Here is a 15,068-nt window from a genome sequence, read left to right on the forward strand (position 1 = left end):
GGCGGCATTCCGCCAGTTCCATTTGACGACTCTCGGACCCGGGCACACCGATATAGGTATGCCCGGGTTCACCGCTTGTAACGCCATTCAGGAACTACAACCGCCAGGCGTCCTGTTGCAGTTCTGCGAGGGCGCGTGTCAACACTTCATCCCAATCGCCGCGTTCTTTCTGGTTGAAAATCCGCATGCCCGGATACCACGGCGTGTCTCCATGATCACGCATCCAGCGCCAGCAGCTTCGATGCCGATCGAGCAACCATACGCGCTTGCCCATTGCGCCAGCGAGATGGGCTATGGATGTGCCGACACAGACCACGAAATCCAGCGATGCGACGAGCGCGGCCGTATCGGCGAAATCCTCTATCTCATTGATCCAGTCGACGATATGAGCACGTTGCCGGCGTAGCAGTTTCTTCGCGTCGCTCACTGGTTTCTGCAAGCTGATCCAAACTGCATGCGGCCACGAGATGAACGCGTCGAATCTCGACCGGCATGTTTCGTCCCGCGTCCACTTCCGGTATCAGCGTGCGGCCGGCGCATGCAAGGCCGATACGCGGCAGCGACGAGTTGTGCAGGCCGGCGAGACGTTTCGACCATCGTTGCGCTGCGCGCGGTTCCGCGTGCAGATACGGGATCGCGGTCGGGCTTGTGTCGACATCCGGTCCGAATGCCATAGGCAGTGACAGGAGCGGAGCTGTACTTGTCCTTGTCGCAAGTCGACGCGCGTCGCGTCGTTATTTGGGAACTGGAGCACGACACGGAAGAAAGAGCGAACGTGGGTTTGCGCCGTCGTCTTTCCCAAACTCCCATCACGAGGCACCGCCGATCTGACTTGACGGCACTCGTACCCGAAAATTTCGGTGAGTGAACCCCGCTTCGCCGCTTGTAAGATTCGGCCAATAATGGCGCGTCTGCGCATCTCGTCCACCTTCCGCATCTTCTCTCCCGAAGCAATCCTCTAACGAAAGCAAAGCCTTCTCTCGCAAGGCTTTGCGGCCTCTCCGAGGGATTACGCACCGATCAAGGGCACGTCGATTGCTCAATGCCTTCACCCGTCATGGCGGTGTCATCGAAGCTGACAACGCCACCGACGGCCGAGGAAAGTCAACCCGGGAGAGTCGCGACGTCGAACGCGAATGCGCAGTACGCGCCACGCAATCGCGCCGCGGACTCAGAGAACGATCAAAACAAAGGAAGGTGGAACCATGAAGCTCATCCGCACCGCTGCCGCGCTCGCCGCCGTCGCCGCTTTGCTCTCCGCTTGCGGAGGAAGCTCCGACGATGTGGGCAAGGAAATCGGCGTCACCCAGCCGCAGGTCCATTTCATTCACGCGATTCCGAGCGGCCCGAACGTCGACTTCTACGACAACGCCAAGATCCTGCAGCCGAATCTCGCCTACAAGGCGGTGACGAATTTCGCGAACATCGACACGGGCCAGCACAGCTTCTCCTACGCGGCCGTGAACACGACGACGCAACTCGCCACCGATACGAGCATCTCGAATGCCGCGAAAGGGCATGAGTACACGGTGATCGCGCTGCCGGACGCGGGCTTCGTGCCGTCGATCGCGGTGATCGACGATCCGTTCGACAAGGGCCTGCTTTCGGGCAGCGCACGCGTGCGCGCCTTCAACGCGTCGACGAACGCGCCGAATCTCGATGTCTATCTCGTCGCGCCGGGGACGAACATCGCGAGCGTCAGCCCGACGATGGCGGGCGTCGCCTACAAGAACGCCGTGCCCGCGACGACGCAGGATTCCATCTATGTCTCGGGCGGCACGTATCAGTTGATCGCGACGCTGCCGGGCTCGAAGACGCCGGTATACAAGTCGGCCTCGTTCGATCTCGTCAACAACGCGGACTGGCTCGTGACCACGCTGCCTTCCGGAAATGCGGCCTCGCAATTGGTGCCGGAAAAGATCCGCGTGCTGGTCGCGCAGGGCGGCAACACGCAACAGCCGGCGCTGGAATTGCCCGACACGCAATGACGTTTCGCGCCTGAAGCGACGAAGCCCGGCCGCGCGCATCGGCCGGGTTTTTTTTTTCGCCCGTCACGCGCGCGAGGGCGACGCAAAAAAAATCCCGCCACGCGAACGTGGCGGGAAGACAGGGAACTACCTCAACGCTATGGAACGCCCTGAGCGCGTGCGCCGCGATCACGCGGCGCACGTCGCCGCTTACTTGTGCTCCTCGGCGGAATTCGAAATGGCCTGACCGCCCTTCGAGATGTCCTGGCCAGCTCCCGAAACGGTGTTGCAGCCCGCGAGAGCCGCCGTGCCTGCAATCAGCAGTAGAGCGATGAGTCGAGTCATGTTTATTCCCCTTTGGAGTTGAAATGCGTGACAGGAATTGAGTTCGCGCATTGTGTCGAATGACGGGCGCCTTGTCGTCGCCCCGTCGCCCCCGCTTACCTGTGTGAACAATCATAAAAAAAGCGCGCGGTCTCAGGCTGTCGGCACGCGTGCGATTTTCCTGTCGGCGGCGTCTGCATTCGATGTCGGCATCGTCCTACGCGGACGGCATGGCGACCGACGCGCCCGCGCTGCGCTCGCGCGGCATCGACACGCTGATCGCCGTGCCATGCGGCGACGCGCGCTCGATCTCGAAGCGCCCGCCGCGCGCCGATACGCGCTGGCGCATGCCGACGAGTCCGTGCGTCTGCGTGCGCTTGAGATCCTGCGGCCGGATGCCGATGCCGTCATCGGTGATCGAGAGCGACACGTTCTCTTCATCGACACGAAGCGTCACGCGGATACGGCTCGCGCGCGCGTATTTCGCCGCATTCGTCAGCGTCTCCTGCGCGACGCGGAAGAGGGCGATCTCGATCGCCTCGCCGAGCTTCACGTCATCGCCCGGCAGATCGAACTCGACGCTCCAGCCGTTGCGTTGCGCGGCTTCGTCGACGAGCGAGCGCAGCGCGGTCACGAGACCGAAGCTGGCAAGCACGGTCGGCCGCATGTCCTCGATGATGCGGCGCTTCAGTGCAATGCCCTGATCGAGATTGCCGAGCGCGCGAGCGAGTTTTTCGGCCATCGCCGGCTCGCTGTCCTTCAGCTTGCCGCGCACCCACGCGACATCCATCTTGCTCGCGGTGAGGATCGAGCCGAGCTCGTCGTGCAGTTCGCGCGCAAGCTCCGTCTTCTCGTTTTCGCTGACCGATTGCAGGTGCCAGGCGAGCGCTTCGAGCTGGCGCGTGCGCGCGAACACGAGCTGATCCAGCTCTTCCTGCTGCGTGATGAGCGCCTTCTGCACGCGCGCCTGCTTGTCGAGCTGAATGCCCAGATTGCGAAAAAGGAGGATGAACAACACGATGTTGAGCGCGCACAATGCCGCGACGCAAAGCGTCGAGATGCGCTGATCGGCGCGGCTTGCGTCGAGCGCGTGCTGTGCGCGCTGTTCTTCGTTCAGGCGCAACAGCGACAGCGCCGCGTCCAGCGTCGCGCTCGTGTCGGCCGCCGGCAGCGCGAGCGCGCGCTCACGCAGGGCGGCGCCAGTCGGCGGCGCAGCGAGGCGCGCCGTGCCTTGCGCGATTTCATCGTCGGCGGCGGCGCGGATCTGCGCGAAGCTCGCGAGGGCGGTGTCGTCGCCGATGCGCCGGTAGTACGCATCCAGCCACGCCAGCGTGCGCCGCACGCGTTGCGCCGTTTCCCGGAAGTGCGCCGGGAACGCGCCGTCGGCCTTGAGCGCGAAGCCGCGCTCGTCGGCGGTGAGGGTGGCGATATCGGCGGCGAGCGTCGAAAGCTGCGCGGTGGCGCCCTTCGCTTCGAGGGCGGTTTCGTATTCCGACGCGATCCGGATGCGCCCCGATTCGAGAATGATCAGCCCGCCCACGGTGATGACGATTGCGACCGTCATCGCGACCGCCCAGCTGTACCGGCGCATCCATTCGTTGAAACGCGCCGCGCGGCGCGCGAGGCCGGCGGGCGCCGGCGCTTTTGGATTGTCGGGCTCGTCCGTTGCAAAGGGCGGCGGGTCGTCCGGCAGGATCGCGGGCATCGTGGGTATCGTGGGTATCGCGGCGCGCGGTACGTGGCTCATGGTGTCGGAAGTTCGGCGTTTCACTTAGGCAGCCGATTTGAAAGCGAGTGTCGGTGGATTCCCACAGCAAAAAAGGAGCCTGCCCGAATGCGCCGCGCGGCGGGTATGGCTAGCATGGTTCCGTCATCCATTCACTACGGGGAACGATCATGCTGAAGTGGGCCTTGTTTTTCGCGATCGTGGCCGTGATCGCCGGCGTGCTGGGCTTTACGGGCGTCGCTGCCGGCGCCGCGGCCATCGCCAAATTCCTGTTCGTGCTGTTCCTGATCCTGTGCGTCGTGTTTTTGGTGCTGGGCTTCGTCGTCACGAAAAAAGCCATCGATTAGCGCCGCTTCGCGAGCATCGCCGATCGTTTCCGACCAATCATGAAGGAGCTCACATGCTTCATTACGCTGCTGTCTTCTTCGTCATCGCCATCATCGCCGCCGTGTTCGGCTTCACGGGGATCGCGGCCGGCGCGGCGGAAATTGCGAAGATTCTTTTCTTCATTTTCCTCGTCGTGTTCGTCGTCACCCTGCTGCTCGGCGTGTTCCGGACGTGACGCCCGGATAGGGCGAAAGCCATGAACCATCAAGCCGCGCGCGGAAGTCACGACCGTCGCGCGGTTTTTTCGAGCGATCAGGCATGGCGCATGCATCCGGTTTTTCGATTGGATAGGAGCGGTCTATGCGCGCCGCATTGCAAGGGCCTGCTCCAGCGAAACGTCATGTCACCCATCCCAGAGGAGCGAACCAAATGTCCAAATCGTCTGCTGTAAATACCGGGTCGAACCAGTCCACGGACGCTTTTGTCCTCGATGTCGAGAAAATTCGCGCCGATGCGCGCCAGCACATGGACGAAGGCGCGGTGACGGAGGGCTACGGCGCGGACCGTGAGACGGTCCTGAAGCTGCTCAACGACTCGCTCGCCACCGAAATCGTCTGCACGCTGCGCTACAAGCGCCACTACTTCATGGCGAAAGGCATTCACTCGGAAGCGGTCGCGCAGGAATTCCTCGAGCATGCGAACGAGGAACAGGAACACGCCGATACGCTCGCCGAGCGCATCGTGCAACTGGGCGGCGCGCCGAATTTCGCGCCGGACGGGCTCTCGTCGCGCTCGCATTCCGAGTACAGCGAAGGCAAGGATCTGATCGACATGATCCGCGAGAACCTGATCGCCGAGCGCATCGCGATCGATACGTATCGCGAGATCATCCGCTATCTCGGCGACAAGGACGTCACGACGCGACGCATCTTCGAAGACATTCTGGCGGTCGAGGAAGAGCACGCCGACGACATGGCGGACCTGCTGGAAGGCCGCAACGGGTAAGGGCGATGCCCCGGATACGCAACGCGTATCCGGCGCCTGCATGAAATGACCGATCAACTACTACAAGAACGTCCGGCAGCGCGGACGACGCGAATGATTCGAGTCTTGATAGCCGACGACCACGCGATCGTGCGCAGCGGGTTCAGGCAGTTCGTCGTGGACGAACCCGACATGGAAGTCGCGGGCGAGGCCGCCACCGGCGACGAAGCCATCGCGCTCGTGCGCGCGCAGGCGTTCGACGTCGTGCTGCTCGACATCGCGATGCCCGACAAGAACGGCGTCGATACCTTGCGCGTGATCAAGCAGATCCGGCCGGAGCAGGGCGTGCTGATGCTTTCGGGCTTCCCGGAGAGCCAGTACGCGATCAACCTGCTGAAGGCGGGCGCGAACGGCTATCTGAACAAGGACGCGGCGCCCGAGGAGATCGTGCGTGCGATCCGCACCGTGGCGCGCGGGCATCGTTACCTGTCGGAGTTCATCGCGGATGCGCTCGCCGACAAGCTCGACAAGCCCGCCGCCGAACGGCCGCACGAGCTGCTGTCCGAGCGCGAGTTCCAGATCTTCTGCAAGCTCGCGGGCGGCCGGCTTCCGACGGAAATCGCGCAGGAACTGCATCTGTCGGTGAAAACGGTGAGCACGTATCGCGCGCGCGTGCTCGAAAAAATGCGGCTCTCCAGTAACGCCGATCTCACGTATTACGCGATCAAGAACGGCCTGATCGAATAGCGGCGCACCGTTCGAGATCCGCGAGCAAAGCCGGAGGGCGCCCGACGTGAGCCATCACACCACCACTGACGACCGAAGCGGGCCGCCGACGCCGCGGGCGCCGCTCGCGGTGCTGCTGATCGAGGACTCGCCGCTCATCCGCCGCAGCCTGACCGAGGCGATCGAAGCACTCGGGCCGTGGCGCGTGACCGCGTTCGCCGATGCGCCGCACGACGCGATTGCGCTGCTGTCGGCGCAGGCGTTCGACGCGGTGATCGTCGATCTGCAGCTGAAGCGCGGCTCGGGCATCGACGTGCTCGCGTGGCTCAAGGAGTGCGGCGCGGCACGCTCGCCGGGTGCGTTCGTCGCGGTGCTCACCAATCACGCGCTGCCGACCTATCGCGAGCGTTGCCTGCAATACGGCGTGCATCACTTTTTCGACAAGTCGCTCGAATTCGATCGCGTGCTCGACGCGTTGTGCGACTACGCGCGCGCGCGCATCTGAATCCGCTATCGCCGGCCGCGCCCGCGCCAGTGGCTGAAACCGGCGAGACCCGTCGCGGCGAGACCGGCGAGACAGACGCCCGTCCAGCCCATCGCCTGCCACGCTAGCGATGCGAGTCCCGAACCCAGCGCCCCGCCGATGAAATAAGCGACCATGTAGACCGTGTTCACGCGGCTGCGCGCCTCGGGCTTGAGCGCGTAGATGCGCGACTGATTCGAAATCTGCGCGGCCTGCACGCCGACATCGAGCACGATCACGCCGATGACGAGCCCCGCGATGCTTGTCGCCGAGAACGCGAACACGACGAAGGACAACCCGACCAGTCCGATGCACAGCGAGATGACGGCGCGCGGCCCACGCTTGTCGGCGGATTTTCCCGCGAGCGGCGCGGCGAGCGCGCCCGCGGCGCCCACGATGCCGAAAAGCCCGGCCGCCTGCGGACCCATGTGAAACGGTTCGCCCGCGAGCAGCAGCGTGAGCACCGACCAGAAAATGCTGAACGCGGCGAAGAGCGCGCCGCCCGTGAAGGCGGCCTCGCGCAGCGCGCGGCTTTCCACCGTGAGGTGCCACATCGAGCCGAGGAGTTTGCCGTAGGTGAGCGTCGAGGTCGGCTGGCTCTTCGGCAGCCGCGCGATCACGACGACGGCCAGCGCGATCGTCGCGAGCACGGACGCGCCGAACACGGCCCGCCAGCCGAAGTACTGCGCGACGAAGCCCGACACCGTGCGCGCGAGCAGGATGCCCAGCAAGAGCCCGCTCATTACCGTGCCGACGGCGTGGCCGCGCTCGGCGGCGGGCGCGAGCTCGGCGGAGAAGGGCACGGCTTGCTGCGCGATCGTCGATACGATGCCGATCGCGAGACTGGCGGCGATCAGAACCGCGAGCGTGGGCGCGCTCGCCGCGGCCACGAGCGCAGCGCCCAGCGCCGCGAGCTGCAGCAGGATCAGAAGACGCCTGTCGAAGCGGTCGCCGAGCGGCGCGAGCACGAGCATGCCGAGCGCATAGCCGAGTTGCGTCGAGGCGGGCACCGCGCCGATCAGCCGGGCGTCGTCGGGAAAGCTGGCACGAAAGTCGCCGAGCAGCGGCTGGTTGAAATAGATGTTCGCGACCGAGACGCCCGCAATCGTCGCGAGCAGCCACAGGGTGGCGCGCGAATAGTGCGGATGGCGCACCGGAGGATTGGATTGCGGAGATTCGAGCATGAATCGAGGACGATGGTCAGCCGCCGATCATACTGAAGACGCGCGAGCGCCGCAGCGCGCCGTTAAAAAGGCTGCGGGCCGCCGCCTTGCTCGACGCTCACGCAATGCGTGACGAGCCCGAGATCCGCGCGCCACAGGTGCAGCCCGAACGCAGGCGGCTCCATGACGAATGCATCGGGGCCGCCGGGTTTCAGTTGCAGCGCCACCTGATGCGCGGTCGACGGCACGCACCAGGCGAGCGTGCCGCCGAATCGCACACCGATGGCCCGATGCACATGACCGCACACGATGCGCTCGACGTTCGAATGACGGCGCACGAGCGCATCGAGCGCGCGGCTGTCGTCCGGCGCGAGGCGGATGTCGTCCATGAAGCCGATGCCGCACGCGACCGGCGGATGATGCATGCCGATGACGACAGGCTGCTGGCCGCTCGCGTCGAGCTGCGCTTCGAGCCAGGCGAGGCGCGTGGCGCACAAGCGACCCGCGCCCGAACCGGGATCGAGCGTGTCGAGCGCGATCACGCGCACTTCGCCGACATCGAACGCGTATTGCACGAAGCCGTCGTGGCCCGCGAGTTCGGGGCGATCGCCGAACACCGCGCGCAGATTCGCGCGGTCGTCGTGATTGCCGACCATGACGCGCCACGGGATCGCGAGTGTATCGAGGAGCGTGCGCAGATGCCGGTATTCGTCGATACCGCCCGCATCGACCAGATCGCCCGTGACGAGCACGGCGTCGGGGCGAGGATCGAGCGCATTGAGCACGCCGATCGCGCGGGCGAGAAAGGCGGCCGTATCGACGCGGCCGTAGGCGAGCGTGCCCTGCGCCGTGATGTGCAGATCGCTGATCTGGGCGAGCAGCATGGGCGTCGATCTCCTCGTCGCGGGCGGATTTCGGACTTAATCGTCGGATGCGGCGACGGGCGGCTTCGGCGCGAGCTTCGCGGGAACGAGCCACTGGAAGCCTGTCATCGACGTCTCGCTGAACGTGCATTCGGCGGCCGCGGGCACCGGCGCCGACCTGGTGGCCGGCGGCTTCGGCGGCGTGTGGATGGTCCCGTGCACGACCACGCGCGAGCCATGATAACTCGCGCCGGAGCCCGTGATTTTCAGCGGCGCGCTGGCGGCGTCGGGGTAGTCCGCGCGCACCCTGTCCTTGCAGGCTTCGACGTTCTTGTAATAGGACGTGCAGCCCGAGACACAAGCGAGGGCAATGGTGAGCAGGACGAGCAGCGGGTGGCGGGTGCGATGGTTCATCGAAGGCGTCGAAGCGAAAAGAGGACGGGGCGAAACTTTATATCATGCGCGCCGCGCGAGGGTCGGACCGGGCGCTTGTTTTCTCGCGCGATGCGGTAGCACAATCGGCACTGTCATTCGATCAGCGCGTTGCGTACCGATGGAGACGACCGCCATGCAGAAGGACATCGAAGTAGGCGACTACTTGCTCGCCATGCAGGCCACGCCCCGGCCGATCGAGCCCGACGGCGACGCGGACGCGGCTCCGTCCGAGGGTTACGCGATCCGCGTGCGGGTAACGCGGATCGACCAGAAACCGGTGCACGGTTCGACACTCGCCGACGACTCGGGCGAAATGACGGGCGACCACGGTCCTTTCGAGACCGTCGCGGAGGCGATCGCGCATGGCGAGGCGTGGGGACGGCATTACGTCGCGCGCGTCCTGGGGCACGCGGTGTAGCGGCGGGGGCCGCGAAAGGGGGGAAGCAGTCCCCGCGTCAGGCGGGTGCAGCGCGCGGGCGAGCATCGCTAGACTCTGGTGCATCGACCGGACCATCGCCGAGGCCGCCATGATGCCCGTTGCCCTCTATATCACCCCGAACTACATCGCGTCGGTGCGCAGCGGCAAGACGCGCGACTGCTTCGGCGGAACGGTGCGTTTCATCGGTGTGGATGCGTTGCCGTTCGATATCGAGCATGTGTGCCTGCTCGACCGCGATACGGCGATCGAGGCGCTGTTCGATGCGGTGAGGGATGCAGAGCGGTTGTTGAATGCGGTGTGAGGGTGTTTGCTCAAGATCTCGGAAGGCGGGTCGTTATTCCGACGACCAAATCCTTTACCGAAAACTAGAACTACACCGCCGTTGAACGATTAATGGGCGCAGGGCAATCGCGCCTGGTGCCGGGGACCGGACTCGAACCGGCAAGCCGTGAGGCGGCGGATTTTAAGTCCGCTATGTTTACCAATTTCATCACCCCGGCAGGGCGGACGCGATTCTACCATTGCCCGACAGCGCGCCAAAGCCGCGCCCGCCGCCGTCATCAGGCCGTTCGACAAGTGCTGGACCCTCCCGCATAATCGGCGGCACCGATTTCGGCGCGAGGACATACGATGGGCAAGACCCGGCTCGAAGCATTCAGCGATGGCGTCATCGCCATCATCATCACGATCATGGTGCTGGAATTGAAAGTGCCGCACGGCGATGACTTCGCCGCGCTGGCGCCGCTCCTGCCCGTTTTCTGCGCATACGTGCTGAGCTTCATCTACGTCGGCATCTACTGGAGCAATCATCATCATCTCTGCCACGCGATCCAGCGCGTGAACGGCCGGGTGCTGTGGGCGAATCTGCACGTGCTTTTCTGGCTGTCGCTCTTTCCCTTCACCACGAACTGGATGGGCGAGAACCATCTGACCGCCGTGTCGACCGCCTGCTACGGCTTCGTGCTCTTCATGACCGCCGTCGCGTGGTACATCCTCACCCGCACGCTCATTTCGATGCACGGCGAAAACGCCGCGCTCGAACGCGCCGTCGGCGCGGACCGCAAGGGCAGGCTTTCGGTGCTGCTCTATCTCGTCGCCATCGGTGTGTCGTTCTGGCAGCCGTGGATCGCCGCGACGCTCTACGCGCTCGTCGCGGCCGTATGGCTCGTGCCCGATCGACGCATCGAGCGCATCCTCGCGAACGAAGAAACGTGATGCGCATCGGCCTCATCTCCGATACGCACAACCTCGTGCGCCCCGAAGCGCTCGAGGCATTGCGCGGGTGCGCGCACATCATTCACGCGGGCGATATCTGCAAGCACGGCGTGCTCGATGCGCTCGCGTCCCTTGCGCCGCTCACCGCCGTGCGCGGCAACAACGATGTCGGCGATGACGTCGCGCGATTGCCCGGGGACGCGCGCATCGAACTGGGCGGTGCGACGATCCACGTCGTCCACGATATCGCCGACGCGCCGAAGCAACTCGATGGCATCGACGTCGTCGTGACCGGTCATTCGCACAAGCCGCTCGTCGAGCGGCGGGGCGGCGTGCTCTTCGTGAATCCCGGCAGCGCGGGGCCACGGCGCTTCAAGTTGCCGATCACGCTCGCGTTGCTCGATATAGACGATGGAAAACCGGACGCGCGCATCGTCGCGCTCGTGACATAAAAAAGGCCGGCGCTCACGCACCGGCCTTGCGCCTTCAGAAAGCCTGACGCCTTACGCGCGCACCGTGCCTTCCGGGAACGCGTCGTCCATTTCGGCGGCTTCGCGATGGCCGCGCAGGATCGCGTGCGCTTCCGACTTCGACGCCACCGCCGGCGGCGAGCCCTTCAGCGGCTTCTTCGCCGTTTCGTGCAGCGCGAGCACCGACACGATACCGATGAGCGACGCGCCCATCAGGTAGTACGCGGGCATCATCAGATTGCCGGTCTTCTCGACGAGCCATGCCGTGACGAGCGGCGTCGTGCCGCCGAAGAGCGACACCGACACGTTGAAGCCGATCGCGAGCGCGCCGTAGCGGATCTTCGTCGGGAAGAGGGCCGGCAGCGACGACGGCATCACGCCCGTGAACGTCGAGAGCAGCGCGCCGAGGATCATCATGCCCGCGAAGATCGACGGGACCGTGCCCACGCGGATCAGCGAGAGCGACGGAATCGACAGCACCAGCAGGCCGATGCAACCCGCGAGCATCACGGGCTTGCGGCCGATGACATCCGACAGGCGGCCAGCGATGAGCGTCAGCGGCATCATCAGCACCATCACGACGAGCACGATGAAAAGGCCGTGCGTCTCATTGAACTTGAGCGTCGCCGACAGATAGCTCGGCAGATACGAGAGGGCCATGTAGTCGGTCACGTTGAAGATCAGCACGAGGCCCACGCATTGCAGCAGCGGCTTCCATTGCTGGATCAGCGTCTCGCGAAACTGCGCCTTGGTCGTCTCGTGCGCCACCGCTTCCGCCTTCTCGGCTTCGCGCTGGAACGCCGGCGTTTCTTCGAGCTTCATCCGGATATACAGACCGATCAGGCCGAGCGGACCGGCGATCATGAACGGAATGCGCCAGCCCCAAGACAGCAGTTCGCGCTCCGACATCACCGCAGTGAGCACCGCGACGACGCCCGCGCCGAGCACATAGCCGACGAGCGTGCCGAACTCGAGAAAGCTCGACATGAAGCCACGCTTCTTGTCCGGCGAGAATTCGGCGATGAAGGTTGCGGCGCCGCCGTATTCGCCGCCCGTCGAAAAGCCCTGCACGAGACGCGCGACGAGCAACAGCACCGGCGCCATCACGCCGATCGACTCGTAGCTCGGAATGATGCCGATACAGAACGTGCCGACGGCCATCATGATCATCGTCATCGCGAGCACGCGCTTGCGGCCGATGCGGTCGCCGAGCGGGCCGAACACCATGCCGCCGATTGGGCGCACCAGGAACGCGGCCGCGAACGTGCCGAAAGTCGCGAGCAACTGCGCTGCCGGGCTGCTCGACGGGAAGAACACCTTGCCGAGCGTCACGGCGATGTAGCTGTACACGCCGAAGTCGAACCATTCCATCGCATTACCGATGGCCATTGCGCCGACCGCGCGCTTGAGCAGGGATTGATCGACGATGGTGATGTCGTCGAGGGTGAGATCGGACTTCTGACTGGATGAATCGTGTGTGCGCCAAACGCCCTCGTGAAGAGAAGACATAGTTCGAAAAACTCCGTATTCGATCCCGAGAGCTCGCGAAAGAGCTTCGGGCGCGCCGTCGTCAGGACAGCGCGTATTGCCGGGACAGTGCAGTTTCGCGACGGCGCCGCTTGCATTGCGGGGAACGTACGCAAATGGCTCCGCGCAGCGATCTGACGGAAGCAGATGCTGAAGAACGAAAAGAAAACGCGGTGCCGGTGCTTCGCGGTGGGTCGCGAAATTGCACTCGGATGAAACAAACGAATTTGACGTGCGGACGGCGAACCCGGCGAAACCTGAGTTGCCGCGGGTGGGCCGCGACGTCGGCGAAAAAACAACCTGAGACGAAAAAGGCCGGCGTGAGTCTGGCAAGACCAGCTAAAAAACCGACGCGCCTCTTTGTATGAAAACTGTCACTACCGCCGTGTGTCCGAACTGCGATACGCCGAACTCATGCGCGTGAATGAGGGTGAATTACTGTTGATAACAAACAAATGATAACACGATGACAGACGATGTGCAAACCGGCCGATGTTGGCAAGGTTCCGCGGGAGCCCCGATCCCTTGCCTGCTATAGGATTGCGCTGAATTTCGGTCCATTCACCTGATGGTCCAGCCGGTACATTTTGCGCAATGCGCGGCAACAAAAAACCGGCCGCTCTGGGCCGGTTGTAGCAGTGCGATCGAGCCGCGAATTCAGCTTTGCGGAGGGACGTAGCCCGTGGCGGTATCGGCGCCTTCGCCGAAGAAATATTTCTCGGTCTGCTTGATGAGGTACTGGCGCGCGCGCGGATCGGCCATGTTCAGACGATTTTCGTTGATGAGCATCGTCTGCTGCTTGAGCCAGCCTTGCCAGGCTTCCTTCGAGATCGTTTCGTAGATGCGCTTGCCGAGCTCGCCCGGCAGCGGCGGAAAGTCCAGTCCTTCGGCTTCCTTGCCGAGCTTCGCGCATTGAACCATTCGGGCCATTGTGAGTTTCTCCTCTGTATCGGGGGACGAAGCGCAGTTCGCGCTTCTCAAAGCGAATTCAAAGCTGTTTCATCAGGACGAGCGACTTGCGCTGCCAGTTGTAGAGGCGCCGGCGATCCTCGGGCAGATCGTCCACGGTCACCTTCACGAAGCCGCGCTTCAGGAACCAGTGCTCGGTGCGCGTCGTCAGCACGAAGATACGCGTGAGCCCGCGCGCCCGGGCACGCTGCTCGATGCGCTTGAGCAAGCGCTCGCCGTCGCCCGAACCTTGCGCTTCCGGCGCGACGGTCAGGCACGCCATCTCGCCGATGCGCTCCTGCGTGTAGGGATAGAGCGCGGCGCAGCCGAACAGCACGCCATCGTGCTCGATGACGGAGAAGTGGTCGATATCCCGCTCGATCTGGTGGCGCCCGCGCCGCACGAGCGTGCCGTCGCTTTCGAGCGGCTCGATCAGCGTGAGGATGCCGCCGACGTCATCCGGCGTCGCTTCACGCAGGCTTTCGAGGTTCTCGTACGAGATCATCGTGCCGACGCCGTCGTGCAGGAACAGTTCGAGCAGCACGCTGCCGTCGAGGCGATACGGAATGATGTGGCCGCGCGCCACGCCGCCGCGGCATGCGCGCACCGTATGCTTCAGATAGAACGCCGTGTCGCCTTGCAGCTCGCCGCTTTCCTGCAGGCGATAGGCGTCGTCGAGCGACAGCTCGCGGATGAGTTCGTTTTCCGAATCGACGAGACCCGGAATTTCGGTCACGAAGATGATCTTGTCGGCACGCAGCGCGATGGCGGCGGCGGACGCGACGTCTTCCATCGACAGATTGAACGCCTCGCCGGTCGGCGAGAAGCCGAGCGATGACAGCAGCACCAGCTTGTTCGACGCGAGCGACTGGCGGATCGAATCGCCGTCTATCTTGCGAACGACGCCCGTATGCTGGAAATCGACGCCGTCCAGAATGCCGACCGGTCGCGCCGTCACGAAGTTGCCCGACACGACGCTGATGTGCGCGTGGGCCATCGGCGTGTTCGGCAGGCCCTGGCTGATCGCGGCCTCGATGTCGAGACGCACTTCGCCGGCGGCTTCCTTCGCGGACTCGAGCGCGCGGGCATCGGTGATGCGCAGGCCATGCGAAAACGACGATTCGACGCCGTGAAGACTCAATTGCTCGTCGAGCTGCGGGCGCGAGCCGTGCACCAATACGACGTGGATGCCCATCGCGTGCAACAGGCCGACGTCCTGCACGAGCGCGTTCAGACGACCTTCCTGCACCAGTTCCCCGCCGAACGCCACGACGAACGTTTTGTTCCGAAACGCGTGAATGTACGGCGCGACAGAGCGCATCCAGTCGACGAACTGAGCGTGGAGATCCGGCGCTTCGGGCTCTGCGGCCGGCGGCGACGCGGTCATCGTGAGGTCGGTTTGGGAATTCATCCCGGGATTATAATGCGACG

At 64.3% G+C, this 15,068-nt stretch carries 19 protein-coding genes and 1 tRNA gene; 10 read left to right on the forward strand and 10 right to left on the reverse strand.

Going from position 1 to position 15,068, the window contains the following annotated elements:
• Positions 1–94: 94 nt before the first annotated feature.
• Entirely contained in the window at positions 95–427 is a 333-nt protein-coding gene (locus tag NCR38_RS04570; protein WP_061119895.1) for a hypothetical protein, read from the reverse strand.
• A 778-nt stretch (positions 428–1,205) separates the two neighbouring features.
• Here NCR38_RS04570 and NCR38_RS04575 point away from each other — a divergent pair.
• Positions 1,206–1,988 carry a DUF4397 domain-containing protein gene (locus tag NCR38_RS04575; protein WP_061119894.1) on the forward strand — a complete coding sequence of 261 codons (783 nt, stop codon included), beginning with the start codon at positions 1,206–1,208 and terminating at the stop codon, positions 1,986–1,988.
• Between the two features lie 189 nt (positions 1,989–2,177).
• Here the strand turns inward: NCR38_RS04575 and NCR38_RS04580 are convergent, their stop codons facing one another.
• Complete coding sequence (locus tag NCR38_RS04580; protein ID WP_016344885.1) at positions 2,178–2,312, reverse strand: entericidin A/B family lipoprotein; 135 nt, start codon at positions 2,310–2,312, stop codon at positions 2,178–2,180.
• A 196-nt stretch (positions 2,313–2,508) separates the two neighbouring features.
• Positions 2,509–3,996 (reverse strand): sensor histidine kinase, encoded by a 1,488-nt coding sequence (locus NCR38_RS04585; protein ID WP_250476507.1) that lies wholly within the window; start codon positions 3,994–3,996, stop codon positions 2,509–2,511.
• A 191-nt stretch (positions 3,997–4,187) separates the two neighbouring features.
• Between NCR38_RS04585 and NCR38_RS04590 the strand changes: the two genes are divergently transcribed.
• The 5 genes from NCR38_RS04590 to NCR38_RS04610 all read left to right on the forward strand — a co-directional run bounded on the left by NCR38_RS04590 (position 4,188) and on the right by NCR38_RS04610 (position 6,559).
• Positions 4,188–4,364, forward strand: a complete 177-nt coding sequence (locus tag NCR38_RS04590) for a DUF1328 domain-containing protein (protein WP_008350561.1) — start codon at positions 4,188–4,190, stop codon at positions 4,362–4,364.
• A gap of 53 nt (positions 4,365–4,417) precedes the next feature.
• Positions 4,418–4,579 (forward strand): DUF1328 family protein, encoded by a 162-nt coding sequence (locus NCR38_RS04595; RefSeq protein WP_016344888.1) that lies wholly within the window; start codon positions 4,418–4,420, stop codon positions 4,577–4,579.
• 194 nt (positions 4,580–4,773) lie between these two features.
• A complete protein-coding gene (locus NCR38_RS04600; protein ID WP_061119892.1) occupies positions 4,774–5,349 on the forward strand; it encodes a bacterioferritin in 576 nt (191 codons plus the stop codon).
• Between the two features lie 93 nt (positions 5,350–5,442).
• Positions 5,443–6,075 (forward strand): response regulator transcription factor, encoded by a 633-nt coding sequence (locus NCR38_RS04605; RefSeq protein WP_061119891.1) that lies wholly within the window; start codon positions 5,443–5,445, stop codon positions 6,073–6,075.
• Positions 6,076–6,121: 46 nt separating this feature from the next.
• Positions 6,122–6,559 carry a response regulator gene (locus NCR38_RS04610; RefSeq protein WP_061119890.1) on the forward strand — a complete coding sequence of 146 codons (438 nt, stop codon included), beginning with the start codon at positions 6,122–6,124 and terminating at the stop codon, positions 6,557–6,559.
• A 5-nt stretch (positions 6,560–6,564) separates the two neighbouring features.
• Here the strand turns inward: NCR38_RS04610 and NCR38_RS04615 are convergent, their stop codons facing one another.
• The 3 genes from NCR38_RS04615 to NCR38_RS04625 form a co-directional block, all read right to left on the reverse strand.
• Entirely contained in the window at positions 6,565–7,761 is a 1,197-nt protein-coding gene (locus tag NCR38_RS04615; RefSeq protein WP_061119889.1) for an MFS transporter, read from the reverse strand.
• A gap of 62 nt (positions 7,762–7,823) precedes the next feature.
• The gene (locus tag NCR38_RS04620) at positions 7,824–8,624 is read right to left on the reverse strand and encodes a phosphodiesterase (RefSeq protein WP_061119888.1); all 801 of its coding nucleotides are present in this window, start codon (positions 8,622–8,624) and stop codon (positions 7,824–7,826) included.
• A gap of 36 nt (positions 8,625–8,660) precedes the next feature.
• Positions 8,661–9,017 (reverse strand): hypothetical protein, encoded by a 357-nt coding sequence (locus tag NCR38_RS04625; RefSeq protein ID WP_061119887.1) that lies wholly within the window; start codon positions 9,015–9,017, stop codon positions 8,661–8,663.
• Positions 9,018–9,171: 154 nt separating this feature from the next.
• On the opposite strand from NCR38_RS04625, the gene NCR38_RS04630 reads away from it, so the two are divergent.
• Together NCR38_RS04630 and NCR38_RS04635 are read left to right on the forward strand one after the other, a co-directional pair.
• On the forward strand, positions 9,172–9,456 hold the full coding sequence (locus NCR38_RS04630; protein WP_061119947.1) for a hypothetical protein: 285 nt from the start codon (positions 9,172–9,174) through the stop codon (positions 9,454–9,456).
• 109 nt (positions 9,457–9,565) lie between these two features.
• Positions 9,566–9,778 carry a hypothetical protein gene (locus NCR38_RS04635; RefSeq protein WP_061119886.1) on the forward strand — a complete coding sequence of 71 codons (213 nt, stop codon included), beginning with the start codon at positions 9,566–9,568 and terminating at the stop codon, positions 9,776–9,778.
• A gap of 114 nt (positions 9,779–9,892) precedes the next feature.
• Here the strand turns inward: NCR38_RS04635 and NCR38_RS04640 are convergent.
• Positions 9,893–9,977: transfer RNA gene (locus NCR38_RS04640), tRNA-Leu, on the reverse strand.
• A gap of 130 nt (positions 9,978–10,107) precedes the next feature.
• Here NCR38_RS04640 and NCR38_RS04645 point away from each other — a divergent pair.
• Both NCR38_RS04645 and NCR38_RS04650 read left to right on the forward strand, forming a co-directional pair.
• Complete coding sequence (locus tag NCR38_RS04645; RefSeq protein ID WP_061119885.1) at positions 10,108–10,692, forward strand: TMEM175 family protein; 585 nt, start codon at positions 10,108–10,110, stop codon at positions 10,690–10,692.
• On the forward strand, positions 10,692–11,144 hold the full coding sequence (locus tag NCR38_RS04650; RefSeq protein WP_061119884.1) for a metallophosphoesterase family protein: 453 nt from the start codon (positions 10,692–10,694) through the stop codon (positions 11,142–11,144). Before NCR38_RS04645 ends, NCR38_RS04650 begins: the two co-directional genes overlap by 1 nt.
• Before the next feature lie 51 nt (positions 11,145–11,195).
• Here NCR38_RS04650 and proP read toward each other — a convergent pair whose 3' ends face one another.
• The 3 genes from proP to argA all read right to left on the reverse strand — a co-directional run bounded on the left by proP (position 11,196) and on the right by argA (position 15,048).
• Entirely contained in the window at positions 11,196–12,671 is a 1,476-nt protein-coding gene (proP, locus tag NCR38_RS04655) for a glycine betaine/L-proline transporter ProP (RefSeq protein WP_061119883.1), read from the reverse strand.
• Positions 12,672–13,346: 675 nt separating this feature from the next.
• A complete protein-coding gene (locus tag NCR38_RS04660; protein ID WP_035506430.1) occupies positions 13,347–13,619 on the reverse strand; it encodes an oxidative damage protection protein in 273 nt (90 codons plus the stop codon).
• 58 nt (positions 13,620–13,677) lie between these two features.
• Complete coding sequence (gene argA / locus NCR38_RS04665; RefSeq protein WP_061119882.1) at positions 13,678–15,048, reverse strand: amino-acid N-acetyltransferase; 1,371 nt, start codon at positions 15,046–15,048, stop codon at positions 13,678–13,680.
• Positions 15,049–15,068: the final 20 nt, after the last annotated feature.

The sequence above is a fragment of the Caballeronia sp. INML1 genome (genome assembly GCF_023631085.1).
Classification (GTDB): domain Bacteria; phylum Pseudomonadota; class Gammaproteobacteria; order Burkholderiales; family Burkholderiaceae; genus Caballeronia; species Caballeronia turbans.

What these genes read in the sequence shown, in the direction of transcription:
- NCR38_RS04615 (WP_061119889.1), bottom strand. Translation starts at nt 7,761, where the DNA reads ATGCTCGAATCTCCGCAATCCAATCCTCCGGTGCGCCATCCGCACTAT.
- NCR38_RS04650 (WP_061119884.1), top strand. Translation starts at nt 10,692, where the DNA reads ATGCGCATCGGCCTCATCTCCGATACGCACAACCTCGTGCGCCCCGAA.
- NCR38_RS04635 (WP_061119886.1), top strand. Translation starts at nt 9,566, where the DNA reads ATGATGCCCGTTGCCCTCTATATCACCCCGAACTACATCGCGTCGGTG.
- proP (WP_061119883.1), bottom strand. Translation starts at nt 12,671, where the DNA reads ATGTCTTCTCTTCACGAGGGCGTTTGGCGCACACACGATTCATCCAGT.
- NCR38_RS04600 (WP_061119892.1), top strand. Translation starts at nt 4,774, where the DNA reads ATGTCCAAATCGTCTGCTGTAAATACCGGGTCGAACCAGTCCACGGAC.
- NCR38_RS04575 (WP_061119894.1), top strand. Translation starts at nt 1,206, where the DNA reads ATGAAGCTCATCCGCACCGCTGCCGCGCTCGCCGCCGTCGCCGCTTTG.
- NCR38_RS04590 (WP_008350561.1), top strand. Translation starts at nt 4,188, where the DNA reads ATGCTGAAGTGGGCCTTGTTTTTCGCGATCGTGGCCGTGATCGCCGGC.
- NCR38_RS04605 (WP_061119891.1), top strand. Translation starts at nt 5,443, where the DNA reads ATGATTCGAGTCTTGATAGCCGACGACCACGCGATCGTGCGCAGCGGG.
- NCR38_RS04620 (WP_061119888.1), bottom strand. Translation starts at nt 8,624, where the DNA reads ATGCTGCTCGCCCAGATCAGCGATCTGCACATCACGGCGCAGGGCACG.
- NCR38_RS04585 (WP_250476507.1), bottom strand. Translation starts at nt 3,996, where the DNA reads ATGCCCGCGATCCTGCCGGACGACCCGCCGCCCTTTGCAACGGACGAG.
- NCR38_RS04660 (WP_035506430.1), bottom strand. Translation starts at nt 13,619, where the DNA reads ATGGCCCGAATGGTTCAATGCGCGAAGCTCGGCAAGGAAGCCGAAGGA.
- argA (WP_061119882.1), bottom strand. Translation starts at nt 15,048, where the DNA reads ATGAATTCCCAAACCGACCTCACGATGACCGCGTCGCCGCCGGCCGCA.
- NCR38_RS04580 (WP_016344885.1), bottom strand. Translation starts at nt 2,312, where the DNA reads ATGACTCGACTCATCGCTCTACTGCTGATTGCAGGCACGGCGGCTCTC.
- NCR38_RS04625 (WP_061119887.1), bottom strand. Translation starts at nt 9,017, where the DNA reads ATGAACCATCGCACCCGCCACCCGCTGCTCGTCCTGCTCACCATTGCC.
- NCR38_RS04595 (WP_016344888.1), top strand. Translation starts at nt 4,418, where the DNA reads ATGCTTCATTACGCTGCTGTCTTCTTCGTCATCGCCATCATCGCCGCC.
- NCR38_RS04645 (WP_061119885.1), top strand. Translation starts at nt 10,108, where the DNA reads ATGGGCAAGACCCGGCTCGAAGCATTCAGCGATGGCGTCATCGCCATC.
- NCR38_RS04630 (WP_061119947.1), top strand. Translation starts at nt 9,172, where the DNA reads ATGCAGAAGGACATCGAAGTAGGCGACTACTTGCTCGCCATGCAGGCC.